The sequence below is a fragment of the Flavobacterium collinsii genome (genome assembly GCF_902804485.1).
Classification (GTDB): domain Bacteria; phylum Bacteroidota; class Bacteroidia; order Flavobacteriales; family Flavobacteriaceae; genus Flavobacterium; species Flavobacterium collinsii.
Map to the genome: position 1 here is coordinate 107,741 of NZ_CADCST010000077.1, position 23,265 is coordinate 131,005.

The following is a 23,265-nucleotide window of genomic DNA, read 5'->3' on the forward strand; positions in this document are numbered from 1 at the left end:
TAGCTCATAATATTACATGCAGAATATCAAGCATTAAAGTTTCTGTCTACTTATCTTAACTTACCAAAATTACGTGCAAGCATTTTATTTTCCTACTTAATAACTTTATGTGAGTGCCTTTACATTAAAAAACGGCTTTCATATTATTATTTTTCTTTAAAAATTGTAAAAATAGTATGAACAATTTATAAAAATAAATATTTTCGCATCTAGTACAGATATTTGTTTAAAAAAATATTTAGATTTGTCTAAAAATTAATTCATGTATTATTTAAATATTTTTTTAAGAAAACCTTTCTTATTGCTAATCTTTTGTTTCGCACTATTATCTTGCGATGCAAGTTATGTTGAAATACCTGCCAATGATGAAATACTAGACGGTCCGGTTGATAGTTTGTCGAATTCTGAATCTGCACAATTCTTAAGAGGTGATGCAGCAGTTAATGAAGTTTTTACCCGGGAAACAGGTCTGGGATCAACATTTGTAGGAACGAGCTGTATCAATTGCCATGCGGGAGACGGAAAGGGGCATTTGTTTACCACGCTGACACGTTTTGGACAAATTGATGAGACAGGTAATCAATTTTTAAATCAAGGAGGCCCGCAACTTCAAAACAGGGCTTTACCAGGTTACTTACCGGAGCAAATCCCAACTGGGGCCACATTCTCTAAATTTACACCCCCGGCCTTTACAGGCTTGGGCTTTTTACAATATGTTTCTGATGCTGATCTAATCCAAATGACGGATCCGGACGATAGTAATGGCGATGGTATTTCAGGTACTGTAAACTGGATTACTATTCCTAGTTATTCAATTCCAGCTTCCAATGCAATAACCCAAAACAGCAAATATATCGGACGATATGGCAAAAAAGCATCTGCTTTTGATCTTTTGCATCAAACAGTGAATGCCTATAATCAGGATATGGGAATTGCATCTGTATTTAATCCTATTGATCATTATTCTAATTTAGAAATTGACCCAGAAATCTCAACCTCTAAAGTCAATGATGTTATTTTTTACTTAAGCACCTTAAAAGCTCCAATTCAACGAAATCAAAATGATGCCGATGTTATTCGCGGTAAAAATATATTTACTCAAATTAATTGTGTGGCTTGTCATAAAAGTAAACTTAAGACAAGTTACTCTCCTATAAACGCCCTTTCTTATAAAACTTTTGCCCCATACACTGATTTGCTTTTACATGATATGGGAGGCGCATTAGATGATGGCTACACAGAAGGAAGTGCCAAAACCTATGAATGGAGAACTCCTCCACTTTGGGGGATAGGCCTTTCAGAAAATTCACAGGGAGGAAACTTATTCCTGATGCATGACGGTCGTGCAAAAACTATTGAACAAGCCATAACATTACATGGTGGCGAGGCTGGGCAAAGCAAAAACGCATTTGAAAAGCTTTCTAAAGAAGATAAAGAAGCTTTACTGAAATTTATAAAATCATTATAATAATGGATAGAAAACAATTTTTAAAAACTTGTGGCTTTGGATGTTTGTCAACAATAGCCGGAGTAACTTTATTACAAAGCTGTGCTTCTTCCCAGATTCTTTCAAGAGAGATTAAAGGCTCTGATCTTTTAGTCCCTATTTCTGATTTTATAATACAAAAAGGGACAAAAACAGAATTTAAAAAATACATCATCATTCAAAATGAAATATTAAAAGCACCAATTTGTGTGTATCGATTTGATGTAAACGATTATTGCGCCATGTTTATGTTATGTACACATCAGGGTGCGGAATTACAGGTTTTTGGAGATAAATTGCAATGCCCAGCACACGGAAGTGAATTCAGCAACAGGGGTATTTTAGAGAACGGTCCTGCAAATACAGATCTTAGAAAATTTCCGGTAGCAATAGAAAATAATATTCTAAAAATATCTTTAAAATGAGATTAAAACTAACTTTATTTCTGGCAATCATTTTCTTTTTTTACGCAAATTGTTTCGCACAAATTGATCCCAGTTTACTAAAAAGGGTACCAAAAGATACTGTAAAAAACATCTTAAACATGGATGCCCTTTACAATAGACCGGCATTGAATATAAACAAAACACCAATTTCTATTGGCGGGTACGTTGAAATGAACTGGCAAAAACTAACCACAGACGGAGTATCAGAAGGTCATCAATTTCAAGCCAGAAGATTATCTATTTTCATGTCATCAGCCATTAGTAAAAGAGTGAAGTTTTTAAGTGAAATTGAATTTGAAGATGGAGGAAAAGAAATTGCAATTGAATTTGCATCTGTAGATGTTGAATTTGACCCTTTGGTAAATTTAAGGGCTGGAATAATTTTAAACCCTATTGGTTCTTTCAATCAAAATCATGACGGTCCCAAATGGGAATTTACCGATCGCCCAATTTCATCAACTCAAATGTTACCCGATACATTTAGTAATGCCGGTGTGGGACTTTTTGGGAAAAAATATACAAAAAACTGGATGTTTGGATATGAAGCCTATTTATCCGGAAGTTTTGATAATTCTATAATTGAGAACACCGAGAATAAAACTTTCCTGCCGGCAGCAAAAAACAACCCTGAAAGATTTGAAGAAATAAATAGTGGTGAACCCTTATTCACTGGAAAAATAGCCCTTAGAAATAATAAAATAGGTGAACTGGGAATTTCATATATGGGTGGAATATATAACAAATTCAGGGATGATGGAATTGTTATTGACAAGAAGAGACGTGTAGCTGTTTTTGCGTTGGATTTTAACACTACTCTGCCAAAAATCAAAACCTTTATCACTACAGAATTTGCCTGGATTTATGTTGATGTTCCCGAAACTTATTCACAACAATTCGGAAATAAACAAAAGGGGGGCTTTATAGATATTGTACAGCCCATCTTGACAAAAACAATTCTGGGATGGGAAAAAGCAACGATAAACATTGCCTGCAGATTAGAATATGTGGATTGGAATGTGGGAAAATTTAAAGAGACAGCAGGCAATATTGGTGAAGATGTATGGAGTATAATGCCTGCCATTAGTTTTAGACCAACCTCTCAGACCGTAATTCGTCTAAACTATCGCTATTTAAAACAAAAGGACATTTTTTCTAATCCTCCGTCTGTTACTGATGGATTTAATATGGGAATTTCAACTTACTTTTAAAATATTTAAAAGATATTCCATAAGGCAGAGTTGATAATCAACCCTATTTTATAAGATCATTTTCTATTTAAAATAGGATCTCATCAAAAATTCCTAAAAAATTGAGCCCATGGCATAAAAATTGCATTACTCTACATAATATTAATTTTAAAAAACACTTCAGATGAATAATAGACTAAATTGTTGGAAATGTGTATTAATGATTACTGGCGTAATGGGTTTTGTTTCATTTTTTTCACAATATTAAAATACTAAAATCATACAAACTTCTTCAAATTTTGGAGAAAAAAGAATTTTAGAACAGCGTTTCTAAAAATTCAATCATAAAAGCCCGTCTCACCAAGCGGGCTTTTATTATGTCTTCTTTCAACGCATCAACTTTTATGATTATGTCTGTTGCTTTATCAAGTAATAGATAATAAACTAATTTTTATAGTATTTCTTTCGGATGAGGAAAAAATAAAATTAAGCATGACGTTAGTGCAAATTAATTACGACTAAAACACTAATTAGACTTACTTTCATATTCAATTTTTGCACTAGTACGTCAATTATGACCCATTTTCTTTTTTGGAGTCAATCTCCCAACTGAGTGGCATAATATTACAAGCTCGATCCATTATGGCGGCCTTTATTGGCCATCTATTTGTTAGTATATTTATGGCTTTTGTAATAAAGAGTGTTTATAATAAGTAGATTTGATTTTTTTAACAACATTCATCCCCTGCCTGTATTGGAGGACATTTAACAGTTGAATAACTGCAATAAACACAACAATCTCCTTCCAGCGGGCGCAATTTTATTTTACAGTTTTCACAGACATAGAAAAATGCACATGCGTCTGTTGGCATCATTTCTGTTTTTTTATGCCCACAATTTGGACAAGTAATCGTTGATTTTAATTCTATCTCTTTTCCATTATAAGTAATGCAAGTATCACAGCTACCGTGCAATTTATTTCTATAATAATTTAATCCTGTTGCAATTAATACCCCAAACATACCAATGTAAATAAAATAGAGATTGTTGCTGTAAAAATAGCTGTATAAAATTATTAGTGCATTTGGAACGGCAATCAATACGGGATATATGAAACGATGTTTACGATAAGAAATTATTAGACCTGTAATAGAGATTAGCACCATTAACAGAAATATCCACATTGTCCATCCTCCAAATAATTCAAAACTGCCCAATCCCAGAGCTGAAGCTCCGAATGCAAATAACGGAAAACAGCAGGGAGAATAGTGCTGTAAAGAAAATCCCAATTGTAACTAATTTATCAATATTGTTTAATAATTTCATTTTAAATTAATTTTGTTAAGAATATTTTTTTTTTGCACCAAATTTAAAGATTGGGTCTGATATCTGATAGTATATGTGATTTAATGTTTAACTTAGTTTTATAGTGTTTTTTTCTGAACCAGAAAGCAACATTAATTAGCGCAATAAGTGCCGGGACTTCTACCAAAGGGCCTATAACTCCAGCAATGCCTGACCACTGTTTATGCCAAAGACACCAATGGCTAAGTTCGAAATTATTACCGGTAGCCGTAAAAGCTATTGCTGTTGCTTTTGAATAATCAGCTCCGAAGTATTTTCCAACGAAAAAGCTTAGGATAAACATGACGGTAAAATAAATTACAAGCGGTATTGCTATGCGTACAACATCCATAGGAATTTGAACAATCAGCTCTCCTTTAAGACTAAACATCACGATGATGGTAAAAAGCAATGATATTAGAGTGATTGGAGAAATAAAAGGCACATATTTAGTTTCAAACCATTCTGAACCTTTTAGTGCAATTAGAGCATATAAAATATTGACTGTAATTTTCAAATTCCTGATTGCTTATAGGGATAATGCTATTTAAAAATAATTTAAAACTTTCCATAAATGATTTTATTGTGACAGCTCTTAATATGCTTTCCTCAGCATAAGTGCGTAAACATTTGGCAGTGGACTTTCTTCAATAGCTTGTGCTGTTTTTTCGATATCATAGTCGACTCTGATGAATTCGACCTGTACACCATCTTTTTTTGAAAAATTACTGCTTTTATCGATAGTTAATACTGCATAACAGCATTTTGCATTCCCATCTTTAGGCTTGCCAACTGATCCCGCATTTATAGCATGGAAATAACTCCCTTTCTTATTGGGATTTTCCATAATACGATGATACGGCTTGTGCGAATGTCCGCAGATAATTATGTCAACACCACAGTCAAGGAAGATATTAGTATAATCATTCTCTTTTTTATCCTCAAGTAGATATTCCTTATTACTGTATGGGCTGCCATGTACCATTAAAATATTGATTAGCTTATCAACTGCCTGATATTCCAATTTAATATGGGCAGGCAGAGCAGAAAGGTATTTGATCTGCTCTTTGCCCACAATCTGATAAGCATAACTTTCTGAATCATTGTATCCTTCATTGTGTATGTCTACAGCTTTTACATCATGGTTTCCTGCCAGTGTAGGAATATGTCTTTTGCGAATTTCATTGATTACCGCGTTGGGACATACATTGTAACCTACTAAATCTCCCAGGCAGTAAATAGCATCAATATTTTGTTCTTCAATGCTTTTTAAGGTTTGTTCCAGTGCCGGAAAATTGGCATGTATATCTGATATTATTGCAATTCTCCTATTAAACAGTTATAACAATTATTAGTTGGTAACTGGTTTTGTGTAATATTTTTTTCTGAACCAGAAAGCAACATTAACCAGTGCAATAAGTGCTGGCACTTCTACCAGAGGACCTATAACTCCTGCAAATGCCTGACCACTGTTTATGCCAAAGACACCAATTGCTACTGCAATAGCAAGCTCAAAATTATTACCGGTAGCCGTAAAAGCAATAGCTGTCGCTTTTGAATAATCTGCACCAAAATATTTTCCAACGAAAAAGCTGATAATAAACATGATGGTAAAATAAATCACTAACGGAACTGCGATGCGTATAACATCTAAGGGGATTTGAATAATCAGTTCTCCTTTAAGGCTGAACATAATAATGATTGTAAAAAGCAATGATAGTAGCGTGATTGGTGAAATAAAAGGGACATATTTAGTTTCAAACCATTCGGCTCCTTTTATTGCAATTAAACCATAGCGACTTATGATTCCAAGTGCGAATGGAATTCCTAAATATATCCCGACACTCTCGGCAATCTGAGCAATACTTATATTAACTTCAAAGCCATAATAACCAAAATACGGAGGCAGAATGGTAATGAATACATAAGCGTAAACACTGTAGAGTAGAACCTGAAAAATGCTATTAAGTGCAATAAGACCTGCTGCATATTCCCTGTTTCCATCAGCCAAATCATTCCAAACTACTACCATGGCAATACAGCGGGCCAGTCCAATTAGAATGACGCCGATCATATATTCCGGATAACCATTTAAAAAAAGCAAGGCTAAGGAAAACATTAGGACAGGTCCAACAATCCAATTTAGAAACAATGAAGCTCCTAAAATTTTAGTGTTTCTAAAAACCTGTCCCATTTGCTCGTATTTTACTTTTGCCAAGGGTGGATACATCATGAGGATAAGTCCAATAGCCAAGGGAATGTTTGTTGTTCCACTTGAAAATGAATTGATGAAATTTGCACTGGAAGGAATAAAATAACCTATTGCTACGCCAAGAGCCATAGCAAGGAAAATCCACAGGGTTAAAAATCTATCAAGGAAGCCTAATTTCTTTCGCTCCGCGACAGGGGCGCAGTTATTTGCTGACATTTTTATTGTTTGATTTGTGAGAATACATAAAACATTTCATTCCCAATCTGAAGGCTTCGCTCCAGATATACTTCTTTTTGCTGTGCTGTGCCGTCTGAAACTTTTGGATCTTCAAAAGTAATCGGGATACGTTTTTCTGCACCTGCAATAAAGGGACAGCCTCCATCGGCTTGTGAACAGGTCATAATAGCAACAAATTCGCTCTCCGGATTAAAATCGTCATCATAGGTTTTAGAAAATCCGATAACAGGAAGTTCATTCGATGAATATTTTATGGAATAAACAGGATTTTCACCCTCTGAAATAGCTTTAACTTTAAATCCTGAATGTGCTAAAGTTTCGGCAACCATTGAAAAAAGAGCCGTCGCTTCTGTCCCTCCGGAATAGCATGAAACATTTTTTATATCATAGTTTGCAGAAGCAGTTTGTGCCCAGACTTGAGATAAATGACTTCTTCTGGAATTGTGTGTACAGATTAAATTAAGTCTGATCTGTTGTTTATTATCTGCTTTGTTTTGGATGTAATCCACTAATGGCTGCAGGATAGTTTTGCGTTCTGTGGAGATTTGATTAAAATCAAATGAATTAATCGTGTTTTTTATTTCAGTAAATAACATAGTTTTTTTGATATTGAAAATAAATATTTAGGTTATAGTTTAAAAATTAACAGCAGCCTGCACCAGGTGTGCATGAATTTGTACTGTCAGCACTTAATTCAGATACTTTTATCTTGGATTTATCAGACGGGATTCCGCATTGACCCTGAGCCAGACATGCCGTCTGTTTATTTAATAAGATGAAATTTTTACCATTAAAATCTAAATCGTATTTACCAATTGTGGTGTCCTGATATTCTACTTCAATTTCATGATCTTCAATATCCAAAACCTTTTCAGAAAGTTCAATGATATGAATTAATTTTTGAGGTTTTAGTCTGTGTTCATAATCATTAGCATCCCACAATTGAAAATTCACAACCGTTTCTTTTCTGACTACTCCACCGCAGTCAATAAAATTTTTAGTGATCAGTCCAACTTCTGTTACGTGAAAATATTCCGGTACAAAATTCCCGTTCGGCAGTTCAAAATTTACAGCTTCAACTGTTTTTAATACTTGTTTAATTTCTGAAAGTTTCATAATTTATATGTTTTAAAATTTATATCTTTTTCCTTTACAGCAAAAGCATGAGCAATAATTAATTTACCTATGCTTTTATACTATTTGTAATTATTTAATCAATTCGCTTCGTCTTTCCAGAAGTACAGTATCTCTCCAGATTCCATTCTGTTTCCCGATTTTTTCGCGAATGCCTAATATCCTGAATCCAGCTTTCTCATGGATGTGCAGACTTGCTGTGTTTTCAGGAAATATACCAGCTTGTAAAGTCCATATGCCTTCGGCCTCACTCAGATGAACAAGCTCATTTAAAAGCGCAAGACCTATTCCATTTCCGGAATGTTCAGTGTCAACGTATACACTTACCTCGGCTACACCCGCATAAACACATCTTGAAGAAATAGGAGTGAGTGCTGCCCATCCTTTAATCAAATGATTACTTTCGGCAACAATTCTACAAGTGGCAAGATGCGAATCATTCCAGTCTTCCCAAGTTGGTGTAGTGGTTTGAAAAGTGGCGTTGCCTGTGTTTATCCCTTTTTCGTAAATTAACCTAACCTGTGTCCAATCGGCATCCAATAGTTTTCTGATTTCCATATTTAGAAGATTAGCAGCACTCGTTTCTCTTTTTTTCAAGATGAGCTGTGATATGTTCGAAAAAACCTTTTATTTTTTCTAATCCTGGTTCATTAATACAGTAACAAATAGAGTTACCATCAATACTTCCTTTTATTAAACCAGCGTTTTTAAGTTCCTTAAGGTGCTGCGATACAGTAGGTTGCGAAAGCGGAAGTTCGTTAACTATATCTCCGCATATACAAGTGTCTACTTTTAATAAATATTCCATTATGGCTATTCGGGCAGGATGCCCTAATGCTTTAGCCAAAACGGCAAGTTCGTTTTGATTACCTGTAAAGTGATCTGTTTTTGTAGCTCCCATCGTTTTATATTTATATTGCAATATTACGATATGCATTCAAAATAACAAGCTTTTATTATATTTTTTTATTTAAAAAACAGTTTGAATTTGTTATTTAATAACCTCCAAAATCAAGCAAGCATTTTGTAGAAATAAAAATAATGAATACCGAGAGGCAACTTAATTTAAGGTATCAAAAAAAAAAACAAAACTGGTATTAAGTATTCGATTCTGAGCCCTGATACTAAACTAGAGAATGAAATTCCCATGAGTATTTCCTTGATTTTTTCCCTTTTGTACTAATACTAAATAAATACAACAATTTCTTCCAGTAATATTTAATATAAGAAAAAGAGAGCGTAACTTCAAAAACCAGTTATACCGAATTATTTTACGAAATGCAAACCCCAGAATTCAATATTTTACATTCATTTTACTACAATAATTCTATTAATTATCGCAAATTACAAACAGATACTATCAGTCGAAAAAAACTGGGTTTGTTTTTCTCTTATTATCAATATTCTAATGCTCCTCTTTATTTCTAATAAAAATATTTCTTTAAAACAACATTGCGATTTATAGGAATCATTAGTAAACGTTCTAAATCCTCTTGAAAAAAGTTCGACATTAGTTCGGGCGGGGCTACTAAAACAAAGCTTCAGAGAAATCTGGAGCTTTTTTGTTTTGTTCACGAACGGGACGCTCGAGCCAGCTGGGAGATTGAACAATCTATTTTTTCATTTACCAAATCATCCCAAATGCAAAACCATCTTTCCATTAAACCTATTGCCCAAATCCGTTATAGTAACTGTTATGCCCAGTTATTCTCGTTATTTGGTAGGTTTTGAAGTTGCCGTCGGTTTAACTTTTTCTTCAAGAATATCTATTACACTTTTCTTCAAATCATCATATTTTAAGTTGTCATTAAAACCAATGTTAAATGTTGAATGTGTATCTCCTTTTGTTCGGCAGAGTAAATATTTTACTCCACCTTGCTCTACTGAAATTGGAGAATATTCTGTCTGAATTCTATATTCAACTTTATCGTTTTGATTTACAACATAGAACAAATGTTTGTTATATATGTCTTTTGAACCTTCTTCATATCTTTCGAAAACTTGGATTAATTTGTCATTCCATTTGAATTGGTCGAAACAAAACATATCTTTTAAATTGTCTTTTAATTGTTTTTTCTTGTGTGCTTCATACAGTTTATCTTTGTATGGTTTTGCTTTGTCATACTCTTTTCTATAATAATATATTTGAATAAGTTTAGCATAAGTGTGATAGTCTTCGGAATCTAATTGCAAAAGTTCAACAAAAGCGGGTTCAGCTTTTTCATAGTTACCTTTTAGAGATTCAAGAAGTCCAATGTTAAATAATGCATTTATGTATGAATTAGATTTTTTGTCAATTTTTGATTTTGCTATATAAAATGCCTCTAGAGCTCTATCGTTATTTTTCTGGTCAGAGTAAATTTGAGCTATAAATGAATAAGGTCTATCAGGGCAATTCTTTTGTTCCGTAGCCTTTTTGTATGCTTCTAGTGCTAAATCTATTTTTTCTAAATTATAATAGGAATCTCCAAGTCCGCTATAAAATTCTGCATCATCCGATTTTAAATTAATTGCTGATTGAAAACTTTTTACAGCATCATCATATTTTTGCATATAATTTAAAGTGGATGCCTTAATGTAAAATGATGCAGGGTCTTTCGAATCTTTGTTTATGGAGAAATCCATAAACTTAATGCAGTTATTATCGTCTTCTTTCATATAATAAGCTAGTCCAATATAATACAATGATTTTGCTGAGTAGTCTTTAGATTTAGAAGCGTATTGCTCAACAATTTTGTCGAATTGTTTATTGTCAGATAAAGTTTTTAGCTCTGTAGTTAATTTGTCTTGAGCAAAAATTGTCAAGTTAGAAATTGTCAGAATGAGTGTTACTAAAATGTTTTTAATTTTCATTATGTGTCATTATGTTGTTATTTTTATAATCGGACATAACGTCCCGCTACTACATCTGGTTTGAGGCTAAATCAAGCTCATTATTTGGATTTACCAAATCATCCCAAATACAAAACCATCTTTCCATTAAGCCTATTACCCAAATCCATTTTAGTAGCTGTTATATGCCGTTTTTTTGTACTTCATCTAGCTTGTATAATACTATTCCAATTAATGCTCCACTTAAAAGCCCACCAATATGAGCTGCATTGTCAATTCCTCCTGTCAAACCCCAAAGTAAATTTATACCTACATAAATTCCAATCATTATCAAAATTCCTTTTTTATCACCCACCGGAAAAGCATTAGTTAAAAGTAGTCCCAATATTGCGCCATAAAGTCCAAAAATTGCGCCTGACGCTCCAACACTTGTTGTGTTAGAATACCACCAAATACTAGCTAGACTTCCACAAAGTCCGCAAAGAATATACAAGATGAAATACTTTTTTCGCCCAAGTAAAGGTTCTACAAAAATTGCTGCAATTACAAGCCCAGAAATGTTCAAAATTAAGTGCATAATACCTCCGTGCAAAAACATACTCGTCAATAATCTCCACCATTCTCCACCAGTTGTTTCAAGTCGTCTATTTCCGCCCCATTCAAGTAATTCTATTCCGTTTGGAGATATTATATCAATTCCAGAGAAAACCATTAATAAAAACACAAGAATATTTAAGTCTAAAATTACTGAAGTTGCAAAATGGTCTCCTTTCGGGACAAGGTAATTAAGCATATCAACCAAGTCGTCTTGTTTTTGCTTTTTACCCGATAAAAACCTTTTTCTTTCTGTTTCACTATATCGAGGCCAAATTAAAGAAAATAATAAAACACCTATACCAATACCAAATGAGCCAAAAATCCAAGCAAATTTGTTTCCATTTCTTTCTTCAAATTTTTCTTTAATTGGCTCTAAGACGATAAAATTTTTATTTGCTTTTTGCTTTATTCTCGATTCAATAGCTTTTAAATAATTTATTCGGTCATCAGATGTTGGTATTCTTTCAAAATGATCTAATGACTGAAAATCATATTTATTCATTTTCTCAATACATTCAGCATAAAACACTTCATATTTATTTTCTTTTTCTTCATTACTAATTTTATTACTAATTTGTTCATTAAAATCTACACCATACCAATATTTTGGAATTGTATTGATTTTTTCTAATGTGTTTTTAACGATTGGCGTAACGAAGAATATGTGAAAATTAAGATATTGATTGTATTTTCCACTCTGTCTGAAGTCAGTATATGAGCCTCCATAATATTTTGCAACAGAAAATTTTTCAACCTTATAATATCTTGATTTTTCTACTTTTTCTATATCGGTAATTGTCGATAATTTTTGGAGTTTACCAGTTGCAGTTGTTAAATAACTTTGTGAAACCATAAGACAAGCAATGATTGTTCCAGCTGATAAAATTTGGAAAAAGAAACGTCCATTATCGTTGTCTTTTTTAAAGATTAGAATTCGGAATCTAGGTCTTAACCAAATTAAAATTGGTATCCAAGGTAATCCCATTGGAAGCCATAAACACCAAACTTCTTCTTTTATGTCAATAATGTCATATTGAATAACAAAAATCCAACGAAAAAGATAAAGTCCAACTATTGTCGAAAAAGCAATTATGATAAATGTCGGGAGTATGTGTTTAAGCTTTGTTAAGTATGTTTCCAATTTTCTGCTTTTTGTAAATTTTTCTGGTTTTCGCTTATGATGGCATATAACGTCCCCTACTAAAGAGGTTTTAGGACTAAATTAAGCCCTATTTTCGGATTTGCCAAATCATCGCAAATACAAAACTATCTTTCCATTAAGCCTATTGCTCAAATCCGTTGTAGTAGCTGTTAATAGATTATATTTACAAACGAATTTTGGAAAGTAAACTATAAATAAGACTTAACTCCGCCGCGGACACAGGTTCGAGTCGCCGCCGCGGCGAACTACTAAAGCAAAGCTTCAGAGAAATCTGGAGCTTTTTTGTTTTGTTCACGAGCGGGACGCTCGAGCCAACTGGGAGATTATCAATGAACAATCTATTTTTTCATTTACCAAATCATCCCCAATACAAAAAAACTTTCCACTAAGCCTATTGCCCAAATCCGTTGTAGTAACTGTTAGTGGCTGTTCTTGTTGATTTCTTTTTTAGATAATATTATTAAGATTAAAATATTGCAAAGTAAAATGTAATACCCATATCTTATGTTATTCATAATAACAATTCCATATTTGGCTAGAAGTATTAGCATTGAACAGATCAATAATCCTAAATTTAATAATGAGAATATATAAACTTTAGTTAAACACTCTTTTAAAGCGAAAAATAATACAAGAATGGATAACAAAATAAAAAAAGTAAAACATAATGTTGGAAAAAGTGTCCAATCTTTAAAATCTTCAATTGCTAATTTGCGAAAGCCAGAAAATCCCAATTCATAGGCATTTTCTGTCCATTGTTTTCTCACTTGCTCCAATTCAAGATTTCTTTTTTGTTGGGCCAAATGATTTAAAGAATCATTTTTAAATTTTAGAGTTTCGGCACTTAAAGTAGAATCAATAATTATTTCGTCTTCATGATATCTTTTAGGGATTGAATTATCTGAACACGTTTGAAAGCACGGAAATGTGCAAACAATAAATATAGAAATAGAAAAAAATTTAATTAGTTTCTTCATACTGAATTTGTTTGAAATAGCCACTAACGTCTTGCTACTGCAGCGGGTTTGTGACTAAATTAAGATCATACTTCTGATTTACCAAATCATCCCAAATACAAAACCAACTTTCCATTAAGCCTATTACCCAAATCCGTTGTAGCTGTAGTTGTAGTTGCTGTTATGCCTTCGGTTATTTCGCTACAATTATTTTCGGTTTCGCTTCCGCACTGATTAAGCAGGAAGTTTTTTTTTAATATTCTCTGATATATATTGAAAGCAGTTTTAGTGTAAGTTCAAATTGAGCTTACTCCTCCTAAGAGTTTCAGCTCAGTTTACTAGTTTTTAAATCTGATTGTGACATCAAATTTAATCTTTACAAACTTCCTTACTATCCTTAGGAGTAAGCTTACTCCAAAAATTGTCAACATAAAATGCGATTATTTTTTGTCGGTAAGCGACCAACCTCTTACGGTTTCCGATAAACACTTTGTTATTCACCAATTAATCAAAAGTAAAACAACAAGCCTTACTCTGGTTTGATTAATTGTTACGTTAGCGGTCAATTAACGCAGGTACTTTCAATATTTTTAATGAACTTAATTTGTAATATTTTGGTTTAGTTCGGTTTTTTAACTGAGGCATAACGTTCCGCGGCTTCACGCTGTAGCGGCAAATTTAGCAAAAAATATTACAAGAAAGTCGAAATAGGAATGTACTAAGTATTTTCCAAGAAAAACAAAACGAGCTATGGCGTGAAACCGCTGTTAGGCAACGTTTTATTTTAATTTAAAAAGTTTCCAGAGATCAAACTTTCCTTTTTTTTCAACTTTTATTTTGTCGTTTGACTTTTCAAATGGGTTTTCAAATGTGATTATTTCAACTTTATCGGGTCTATTTTTTACTACAGTTCCGTAACGATTTGGCCAGTTTGAATTAATTTTCTCAAACTTACCAATGGATAACATTGTCTCTAGTATTGTTATACCATCTTTGTAATTATCATTTATCACTAGTGGGATTGGAAAACATCCAGGAGTCGACTTTATGTATTGAGTGAAGAAATAAGGATCTAGGTCACCAAATTCTAATCCAAAGACAATAGAAACTTCAATATATTGATTTGTAACAACATTTTCAAAGGCACAGTGAAAACCATGAAAAAAAAATTTCCAGTTATTCATTTTTCCACTTTGCCCATTCTTTTGCCAATATTTGACAAAAGCTAAATAGGGAAGCTCATTTGAAATGTCAATCTTTAAAAACTCTTCTAACTCAAAGATTAATTGGGTAGCAAGTTCTCGATACTCTAAAGCACATTTCTCAAAGAAAACTTGATTTACTTCAACTTCTTCCGGAGTTATTAATTTTTTGTTTGAATTGTCCAATTTCTTTCTTAAGTGAATGTTGTCTAACGTCCCGCTACTACAACGTGTTTGGGACCAAATTAAGCCTATTCTTCGGATTTGCCAAATCTTCCAAATACAAAATCATAATTAAATTAAGCTAATTACCTGCTACGCAAAGTCTGCTGACTTTGCATTTTTAACCATTAGTTCTCATAAACCTTAAACTGTATAAATCTCCCGACTTTCCTTAATTCTATTTATATTAATAGTCATTTCCAAATTACATCTTCTACAAGAAAACTTAATCACTTTGCGGGTGCTAAGTCAGAGACATTCGAACAGCGTTGCAGATGAACACTTCGCATAGCGGAGGTGCGAAGTTAGAGACACTTGCACAGCTAGTGCGACAAATTTATTTTTTATAATAACTCTTCGAAGAGCGGGTATTATTGGCTTGCTTAGTTAGCCATTTTATAATTATTGATAAATTCAAATTGCTTATTCTTTTTTCTCTTTCTAAAAACTCTATACTCCCAGGATTTCTGTTTTTTTGAAATTGAATCTCCAACATATAATTTGAATGTATCTAAAACTGTAACGTGAATTTCTAAATCATTAACTAAAAAATATTCGCAAGTCCTTTTTTGCCAGTTGTTACTATCAATAATTTTCGATTCAATTTTAGAATTATAAAATCTTTGTCTTTATCGATTTCCAATAAAACTAAAAATGCATAATATAATAAAAGGTATGGCTAATATAAAGAAGGATCTTTTTTTAAGTTTCATTTTATTTACTGCAAAATTTAAAAGTTTTCATCCTCAAAGTTTTGAAATGTCTGTCACTACGTCCCAGTACTACAAGCGGTTTACGGGTTTTGAAACTGAGTATTTTCGGCTTAACAAAAATAGATATAAAAACGATAATTCCACTAAATTAATAAATCGCTTGTAACGGTGGTTGTAAATATTAGTAGATAGGCCATATATCTTCAATTTTGTGCTTTTTTTATTCTGCTACTTTTTAGCAGATTATTTTCTGAATTTATAATTTCGGTTAAACAATTGTAATATATTTTTTCTTTGTTTTTCAAGATTAACCCCGCTGCGCATTCTATGATAAAAAACAAATAATATCATTAAACATTTTAAAAAGCGAGAAGTTTTCTCTATTTATTTTCTATAAATTTGACTGTACTTACAAAAACAAATCTGCTAATAATTTTAGCAAACACTTCTAAATTATTCATCTTAAATATAACCAATGTCTACTCTTTATCAAAGCCCAAGAATTATTATTCGCGAATTTTTACCTCGAGAGCAACAAACATTTTTAAATCTTTTTAAAGACAATCAAGTTACACAATACCTTCCTGATACTTCACTAGAAAGATATGTAGAAATGTTTAATGAATTGCTTGAAAACTATGAAAAGAAAAATCTTAGTCGATGGGCGATATTTGACACTACAAATAATAATTTCGTAGGAATGTGTGTTGCTCGTATTTTTATACATAACATAAACCAAATAGAAATTGGCTATGTACTCAGTAGGGAATATTGGGGAAAAGGTATTGCTACAGAAGTATGCAAAGCAATAACACAATATAGTTTTGCAAATACAAATACAAAAGAAGTTGTTGCTATAACAGATCTCAATAACACCGGATCACAAAATGTACTGCAAAAGGCCGGATTTGAACGATTAAATAATCTGATAAGAAATGAAGAAGAGCTAGCTTATTTTAAGATAGAAAGATTATAATCTTTGCGGGTGTGAAGTCAGAGACATTCATAGCATTGCAGTTGAACACTTCGCATAATGGGAGGTAACCAGGAATCAAATTAAAAATACTGCTGATAAAAATTCTACTGTGGCTTTATTACCTCCATTTTCACTGATGTAATTGCAATTTATAATTTAGCAATGTTGTCAGTTCTTTTTAATTAAAAACTTTTACCAGCACTAAGTTTTGCAAATAAATAACATACTTTTGGATTAACTAAAACCTTATTTATAAAACTAAAATATGAGAAAAATTATTGTAAGTGTATTTGTTCTAAGTCAATGTTTTAATGTACATGGACAATCGATAGATAAAATTATTACGAATAAGGAAGTAACTCGCATAGAGAAAATACTTTCAGCAGATGATATGCAGGGTAGAAGAACTTTTACTCCCGGTATCGACAAAGCATCAGCCTTTATAGAATCGGAGTTTAAAGAAATTGGTTTGCAAACTTTCAATGCAGCAACGAATTACAGACAAGAATTTTCGATGACTGACTCGAAAGCAATTTCTTCAAAAATCACTATTGACGGCAAAGAAATAAATAACAATCAAGTTGTAACATTCTCCTATCTTCCTCAGGTTTCTTTAACTGAAAAAAGCGATATTTCTGTTGTAAAAATCAATAAAGGGGATAACATTGGCGAGAAATTTAATGAATACTACAAAAGTCCGAAAAATCTTTTGGTACTAGTTGACCCTTCATTTGATAAGGTTTTACCGAATATTCAACATATTGATCGAATAACTGCTAATCCTGGGAACAATACCATTATGTTTGTTTTTGGTACCCCAGAAGCGACCACTTTTTCTGTTGAATTAACGAATACAATCTCCAAAAAAACATTGAATAATGTTGTTGGAATATTACCCGGAAAAACCAAACCAAATGAGTATGTGATTTTTTCAGGACATTATGATCATTTAGGAGTAGGCTCTCCTCAAGAAGGTGTCCCGCATCCTGCAACAGATTCTATTTATAATGGCGCTAATGATGATGCTGCCGGAACAACAGCAGTAATTATGCTTGCAAAATATTTTAAAAAACAAAACAACAACGAGCGTACTATTATTTTTACCACATTTACAGCTGAAGAATTAGGTGGTTATGGAGCCAAATATTTTTCTAAACAGCTTGCACCAGAAAAAGTGATTGCGATGTTCAATATTGAAATGATAGGAACAGAATCTAAATGGGGTAAAAACTCTGCTTACATTACAGGTTACGAAAAGTCGAATATGGGGCAGATTTTACAAACTAATTTAACCGGAACAAGCTTTAAATTTTATGCAGACCCTTATCCGGAACAACAATTATTTTACCGTTCAGACAACGCTACTTTAGCCAAACTTGGAGTTCCTGCTCACACCATTTCTACTTCAAAAATGGATAACGAACTCAAGTATCATACGGCCGATGATGAATTTGAAACGTTAGATATTGATAACATGACCCAAATCATAAAATCAATTGCACTAAGCTCTTCTTCGATTATAAATGGAAAAGATACGCCAACAAGAGTAAATACCACTCAATTAAAATAACCGTAAATAAATTATTATACAGGTTCGAGTCTTCGCCGCGACGAACTACCAAGACAAAGCTTCAGAGAAATCTGGAGCTTTTTTTTACACACTTTCTCAACTTGTCATTTCGTAACTTTTGTTACATGTTTGCACTTTCAATCTTATTTAGAAATAAGAACTTCATTGATTTCGCTTAACAAATCAAACTCATCATTAGGAAAAAGTTGCAGAGCAACTTCCAATACAATCCCCACATCTATAGCCGATGGTTTAACCGTTTCTGAAATTTTACACTCATCCTGATTCAGCGCCAAAACGCATAATTTAAGCATGTTTGCAATAACACAACCAAGTTCAGAATAATTCAGCACTTTGATTTCAGCGACATAATACCCTGTTTTGTCATTCGTTGGTTTTAATGCATTCAAATACCCATCTGCTAATCTTTTGAGATACTCTAAATCTTTATTTTCATTTGTTTTCATTGAGCTATTATTTAAATTAATCTTACTTTTTTTTGATCATTCAAATTTTAGCATATATTTTCAAAAAATGGTTATCTTATATGATAACATCAGAAAAAAACTATTTTTTTCAAGAAAAGCAGATAAAACACAAATTGATTATATCGAATTATTTAAGTTTTAAGATCTTTAATGAATTATGAGATAAACCAAAAGCCACTCCGTTTAATGAAGTGACTTTGTTCTTAATGATTTTGGAGTAAGTGCGAAGTCAGAGACATTTACACAACTCTTCAGAAAATTAGCAATTGGTTTTCTGCGAATCCTAGATGGAATAATTAGTTACAACATCTAATACATTACTCAAGTTTCCTTTAATAGTTATAAAATGAAAAAGGAATTATACCATTAGGCTGTTGTATATAATAAACTTTATATTCATTTTTTATTTTTCTGCTAATAGTTAAGCTTTTTGAATACTGGTCCTTATAAACTTTATCTCCAACTGAAATTTCTAAGTTGTAGAATTTATTAAACCTATAACTTGCAAAAGAATATTTATTGTTAAGACTATCATAAAATGTTAAATCTCCTTTAGCATCTATTTCAATATTAGCTATGATAAAATCATATTTCTTACTACACTCTTGACGTGATTTTATAAATATATTTATAAAAATAAATCCAACAATAGTTATCAAAAAAATTACTAATAAAAACATCCCTTTTTTCATGTTTAAAATTGTTTTTTAGTTCCAAAAGAAGGTGTTGAATAAGAAGTCCCTCCGCTACGCAAAGTCTCCTGACTTTGCGTTGTTAACCTTTCGTTCTCATAAACTTTACACCTGTATAAGTCTCCCGACTTTTCTTAATTCTATTTATATTAATCGTCGTTTTCAAATTACATCTTCTACAAGAAAACTTAATCACTTTGCGGGTGCGAAGTCAGAGACATTCGCACAGCGTTAAAGATAAACACTTTGCATAGCGGGGGCTTTTCATAGGGAACTCTTCGGAGAGCCGGGCTGTCACCAACAATTTTTATTCATTTTTAATTGTTTCGTAATAAACACTATTAAAATGTCGAGTATAAGGATCGAACATTTTTTTATTTTCAGCGTACAATGCTAACGCAGTTTCTTTGTACTTTTTATATTTTTCTTGGTTTTGTAAGACTTTATAAACCTTACATTTATAATAAGAATTATCAGCGAACTCATTTATTTTAGTTTGTTTTTCAAATGCTTTTAAAGCATTCGTATAATCTTTAACTTGATAATAAGTTACACCTAATTGATAATAATCATATAATCCAGCCGAATAATCTTTTGTTTTTAATTGTTCGTTGAATATTTTAATTGCTTTTTTCTTTTGATTAATTGCACTGTAACAAATACCTTTTGTTATGTTCAAATGATAATCTCCATTTGTTGAATATCCTATATCGTAATTTACCAAACTATCAAGTTTTTCAATGTCTTTAATAGCCCCTTTATAATCTCTAAAAAATTGATAACGACACCAAGCACGATAACCTAAATTTAAACCGAAATCTAAATCAACTGCTTTGTCTATTAATTTTTTCCAGGTTAAAAAGTCTCCGCTTTTTAAATACGCTGTAGATTTCTCTCTGTAAGCATATGCGAAATTTGGACAAATTTTAATTGCATTATCAAGAATCTCTTGAAACTCTCTTTGAAATTGATATAGTTTTTCCGTTTTTTCTGCTTCAATACAAGCTTTATATTGTAAGGTATCGCCTTTGTACAAAAAAGCATTACAATTTGGTTGAGAAAATAAATAAACAGGGCAAAGCAAAAATAAGTAAGCTAAATTTTTCAAGGTAATATTTCTTTTAATTGTCCATTTTCTATTTTAAAAATCAAGTATTGATAATAATCAATTTCTTTGCTTTTTTTCCCTTCCCAGCCTTTTAAGTTTTTTGTAATACTCATAAGTTGTTCTGTTATTGATTTAACAAAAACTTTCTCTTCATAATTTTCGTTCATAGAAATCAAACGAAATCTATCCGTTTTTCCTTTACAATTAACAACAAAATTAATTCTGATTAGCCCTGTTTCGTTTTTAATGATTTTTGATTTATATTTTTCAGCAAACTCTTTTTCAATAGCCAATTTATCTCCTTCATATACCAAACCATCACCCCTATTAAAGTATTGATAAATATGTTTTGAATTACATAACTCAAAATCTTTATTGTCCATTTCTGAATTAAATTCGATATCCCCAACATAATTTGGATATACAGATTTAGTTTCGCTTTTTTCCTGACCGAAAGAAACTAATGGTATAAACAAGAAGAATTTTAATATTTTAGTCATTGTATATTTGTTTCTTTTTTCTAGTTTTTTTTAAGAGTAATAATTGCTGATAATATTCTGATGCTATTGCGGTTTTGGACTAAACTACGCCCAATATTCGAATTAGCCAAATCATTCTAAACACAAAACCAATTTCCCAGTAAGCCAATTGCTCTACACTCCCCGACGCATCCTCATCACTACTGCACAAATATTTTTAAATTCACCAGAAATTTCGTTTAATTTTTACTAGTTAAATGATTTCACATTCAAAACACTTACAATTGAGATTTTTAGAAAATCTACCATTTACAATATCATAAAAAAAAGCGTAAAGTCGGAGACATTTACGCTTTTTTCATAAGCTTTTTTACAGAACAGAACTAACAATACTATTCTAAAAAACTACCAGCTGAATTCCGCCATTTCTTCAGGGATTTCAATGCAATTTTCTACGTCGTTGATAAACAGATCGATTTGTTCTTTGGTCACGTTTGGCATGCAAATAATATGAGAAATATCGCCCTCAGTGGCTAGTTGCCATTTTGATTTAACTTCTTCGGTTATTTTTGGAAAGACTACTGTGATTGAATTTGGATTTCTCCAGGCCGCAATCCCCATGTTTTTCAGTCTCTGCTCACAATATTCCGCTACTTCCAGGCTGTGTAAATAACGTTTTTTTAAACCTTCAATACCTAGTTTTTTTAAGGCAAACCATAAAAACAACGGAGAATGACCATTTCTGGATCCTGTAATCGTCGTATCTAAGGAACCGATATACGAGATTCCTTTTGAGATTCTATCTCTATTAGAACGCTTCGTGATAATAACACCAGTTGGAATAGGCGAACCTATAAATTTGTGTCCGCTTATAGAAATACTGTCTGCTCCATCCATAAAATCAAAAGGAAGTCGTGGTTCCATAAAAGCACCATAACTTCCGGATAAGGCTGCGTCACAATGGATGTAACTATCCTGTATGGCTAATGCTTTTAGAATATTTTTAATTTTTGATACGTCATCTTTGGCTTCTTTCATGGTGGTACCAAAAGTGGTAAGCACAATGGCCGGTTTATGGCGATTCAGTTTTAATGTATTCTCAAAATCCTCATAATCAATTTCACCATTTTCCTGTGAGCGAATAACGATACTTGGAATGTTGAGCAAATGAATATTTTTACGCACACTGTAATGGGTCGATTCCGAATAATAAACCATTGCTTTTGGATATAATTCTCGTGCGAGATAAAGTCCGTATAAATTACTTTCCGAACCACCATTAGTTACATACCCCCAATAATCTTTTGGATTGGCACGGAATAATTTGGCAAAAAAACCAACCACTTCTCTTTCCAGTTCGTGTGTTTGCACTTTGTAGGTACAATCTTCAAAAGGATCCCCAAGATTATTAATCGGATATTTTAAAAAATGACTGATTTCCGAGTAATCAAAATCTTTAGATACAGGATAGCCTAAGAAATTATCTCTTGCATTTTCGATGTATTGATTCAAATCGAATAAACGTTGATTGTCTTCTAGGGATAGCGATTCTGAAATAGGTGTCATAACATTTAATTTTTCTGTAAATGTACTTTTAATGGTTTAATATCCTTCATTAACAACAAAACTCAAAATATAATTCTAAATTTGAACCATAATAAAGTTTTTTAATATTGAATTTACTATTTCTTTTTTCTAAAACCATATAATTATTCTGAGATGGATGCCATAGACAAAAAAATATTAATGCTTTTGCAGCAAGATGCGAAACAAAATACCAAAGAAATTGCCGATAAAATAGGATTATCTGTTTCTCCCACCTTTGAGAGAATCAAGAAACTAGAACAAAAGCAGTACATCAAGAATTATGTTGCCTTGCTGGATCCTGAAAAAATTGGAAAATCAATCAGTGTGTATTGTCAGGTTACTTTGGCGGTGCACTCACGAGAATTGATAGATGATTTTAAACAGCACATTCTTGTGTTGCCCGAAATAATGGGTTGTTTTCACGTGTCCGGAAATTATGATTTTTTACTAAAAGTGGCGGTCAATGACATGAACGAATACCAAAAGTTTGTGATCGATAAATTATCGGTTATCAAGGGAATTTCAAATGTGCAAAGTTCTTTCGTGATGGAAGAAATAAAAAATGATTTCGCCTATAATTTGTAAAAATTCCAAAAAATAAACTACTCCTCCTCATGAGGAACTCTTCTGAGAAT

Annotated in this window: 22 protein-coding genes and 2 pseudogenes; 6 read left to right on the forward strand and 18 right to left on the reverse strand. The window is 32.2% G+C overall.

The genetic code is table 11. The annotated features are described in order from the left end of the window. Positions 1-262 precede the first annotated feature (262 nt). Genes FLA105534_RS09225 through FLA105534_RS09235 form a run of 3 tightly spaced genes read left to right on the forward strand, consistent with a single transcriptional unit; the run spans position 263 to position 3,140 of the window. Complete coding sequence (locus tag FLA105534_RS09225; RefSeq protein WP_173965833.1) at positions 263-1,468, forward strand: di-heme oxidoredictase family protein; 1,206 nt, start codon at positions 263-265, stop codon at positions 1,466-1,468. A gap of 2 nt (positions 1,469-1,470) precedes the next feature. Continuing rightward, complete coding sequence (locus FLA105534_RS09230) at positions 1,471-1,911, forward strand: Rieske (2Fe-2S) protein (protein ID WP_173965834.1); 441 nt, start codon at positions 1,471-1,473, stop codon at positions 1,909-1,911. After that, positions 1,908-3,140 (forward strand): hypothetical protein, encoded by a 1,233-nt coding sequence (locus tag FLA105534_RS09235; RefSeq protein WP_173965835.1) that lies wholly within the window; start codon positions 1,908-1,910, stop codon positions 3,138-3,140. Before FLA105534_RS09230 ends, FLA105534_RS09235 begins: the two co-directional genes overlap by 4 nt. 707 nt (positions 3,141-3,847) lie before the next feature. Here the strand turns inward: FLA105534_RS09235 and FLA105534_RS23795 are convergent. From FLA105534_RS23795 to FLA105534_RS09295, 13 genes and pseudogenes are all read right to left on the reverse strand, one after another. Then, positions 3,848-4,069, reverse strand: coding sequence for a GDCCVxC domain-containing (seleno)protein (locus FLA105534_RS23795; protein WP_246253207.1), 222 nt, complete (start codon positions 4,067-4,069; stop codon positions 3,848-3,850). A gap of 96 nt (positions 4,070-4,165) precedes the next feature. After that, a pseudogene (locus tag FLA105534_RS23800) lies at positions 4,166-4,408 on the reverse strand (MerC domain-containing protein); the annotation flags it as partial. A gap of 80 nt (positions 4,409-4,488) precedes the next feature. Continuing rightward, positions 4,489-4,956 (reverse strand): annotated as a pseudogene (locus tag FLA105534_RS09245) (arsenic resistance protein); the annotation flags it as partial. A gap of 102 nt (positions 4,957-5,058) precedes the next feature. Then, positions 5,059-5,802, reverse strand: coding sequence for a metallophosphoesterase family protein (locus FLA105534_RS09250; protein ID WP_173965905.1), 744 nt, complete (start codon positions 5,800-5,802; stop codon positions 5,059-5,061). Positions 5,803-5,814: 12 nt separating this feature from the next. Beyond that, a complete protein-coding gene (gene arsB, locus FLA105534_RS09255) occupies positions 5,815-6,891 on the reverse strand; it encodes an ACR3 family arsenite efflux transporter (protein ID WP_173965837.1) in 1,077 nt (358 codons plus the stop codon). Positions 6,892-6,893: 2 nt separating this feature from the next. Next, positions 6,894-7,508, reverse strand: coding sequence for an arsenate-mycothiol transferase ArsC (locus FLA105534_RS09260; RefSeq protein WP_173965838.1), 615 nt, complete (start codon positions 7,506-7,508; stop codon positions 6,894-6,896). Between the two features lie 46 nt (positions 7,509-7,554). Next, complete coding sequence (locus FLA105534_RS09265) at positions 7,555-8,028, reverse strand: DUF6428 family protein (RefSeq protein WP_173965839.1); 474 nt, start codon at positions 8,026-8,028, stop codon at positions 7,555-7,557. 90 nt (positions 8,029-8,118) lie between these two features. Then, positions 8,119-8,604 (reverse strand): GNAT family N-acetyltransferase, encoded by a 486-nt coding sequence (locus tag FLA105534_RS09270; RefSeq protein ID WP_173965840.1) that lies wholly within the window; start codon positions 8,602-8,604, stop codon positions 8,119-8,121. 10 nt (positions 8,605-8,614) lie between these two features. Beyond that, positions 8,615-8,947, reverse strand: a complete 333-nt coding sequence (locus FLA105534_RS09275) for an ArsR/SmtB family transcription factor (RefSeq protein WP_173965906.1) — start codon at positions 8,945-8,947, stop codon at positions 8,615-8,617. Positions 8,948-9,759: 812 nt separating this feature from the next. Next, on the reverse strand, positions 9,760-10,899 hold the full coding sequence (locus tag FLA105534_RS09280; protein WP_173965841.1) for a tetratricopeptide repeat protein: 1,140 nt from the start codon (positions 10,897-10,899) through the stop codon (positions 9,760-9,762). Between the two features lie 160 nt (positions 10,900-11,059). Further along, positions 11,060-12,616, reverse strand: coding sequence for a rhomboid family intramembrane serine protease (locus tag FLA105534_RS09285; protein WP_173965842.1), 1,557 nt, complete (start codon positions 12,614-12,616; stop codon positions 11,060-11,062). Positions 12,617-13,056: 440 nt separating this feature from the next. Then, a complete protein-coding gene (locus tag FLA105534_RS09290) occupies positions 13,057-13,614 on the reverse strand; it encodes a hypothetical protein (RefSeq protein ID WP_173965843.1) in 558 nt (185 codons plus the stop codon). 758 nt (positions 13,615-14,372) lie between these two features. Beyond that, a complete protein-coding gene (locus FLA105534_RS09295; RefSeq protein ID WP_173965844.1) occupies positions 14,373-14,981 on the reverse strand; it encodes a DUF6896 domain-containing protein in 609 nt (202 codons plus the stop codon). Between the two features lie 1,224 nt (positions 14,982-16,205). Between FLA105534_RS09295 and FLA105534_RS09300 the strand changes: the two genes are divergently transcribed. Next, entirely contained in the window at positions 16,206-16,706 is a 501-nt protein-coding gene (locus tag FLA105534_RS09300; protein ID WP_173965845.1) for a GNAT family N-acetyltransferase, read from the forward strand. Between the two features lie 265 nt (positions 16,707-16,971). Beyond that, complete coding sequence (locus tag FLA105534_RS09305) at positions 16,972-18,276, forward strand: M20/M25/M40 family metallo-hydrolase (RefSeq protein WP_173965846.1); 1,305 nt, start codon at positions 16,972-16,974, stop codon at positions 18,274-18,276. Between the two features lie 143 nt (positions 18,277-18,419). Here the strand turns inward: FLA105534_RS09305 and FLA105534_RS09310 are convergent, their stop codons facing one another. From FLA105534_RS09310 to FLA105534_RS09330, 5 genes are all read right to left on the reverse strand, one after another. Beyond that, positions 18,420-18,743: a hypothetical protein gene (locus FLA105534_RS09310; RefSeq protein ID WP_173965847.1), complete on the reverse strand. Its 324-nt coding sequence runs from the start codon at positions 18,741-18,743 to the stop codon at positions 18,420-18,422. 353 nt (positions 18,744-19,096) lie between these two features. Further along, positions 19,097-19,456, reverse strand: coding sequence for a hypothetical protein (locus FLA105534_RS09315; protein ID WP_173965848.1), 360 nt, complete (start codon positions 19,454-19,456; stop codon positions 19,097-19,099). A gap of 307 nt (positions 19,457-19,763) precedes the next feature. Beyond that, positions 19,764-20,564: a tetratricopeptide repeat protein gene (locus FLA105534_RS09320; protein ID WP_173965849.1), complete on the reverse strand. Its 801-nt coding sequence runs from the start codon at positions 20,562-20,564 to the stop codon at positions 19,764-19,766. Then, on the reverse strand, positions 20,561-21,064 hold the full coding sequence (locus FLA105534_RS09325; RefSeq protein WP_173965850.1) for a hypothetical protein: 504 nt from the start codon (positions 21,062-21,064) through the stop codon (positions 20,561-20,563). The genes FLA105534_RS09320 and FLA105534_RS09325 overlap by 4 nt, the downstream gene beginning before the upstream one ends. Before the next feature lie 384 nt (positions 21,065-21,448). After that, positions 21,449-22,609 (reverse strand): histidine decarboxylase, encoded by a 1,161-nt coding sequence (locus FLA105534_RS09330; RefSeq protein WP_173965851.1) that lies wholly within the window; start codon positions 22,607-22,609, stop codon positions 21,449-21,451. Between the two features lie 153 nt (positions 22,610-22,762). Here FLA105534_RS09330 and FLA105534_RS09335 point away from each other — a divergent pair, with 153 nt between their 5' ends. After that, on the forward strand, positions 22,763-23,215 hold the full coding sequence (locus FLA105534_RS09335; protein ID WP_173965852.1) for an Lrp/AsnC family transcriptional regulator: 453 nt from the start codon (positions 22,763-22,765) through the stop codon (positions 23,213-23,215). Positions 23,216-23,265: the final 50 nt, after the last annotated feature.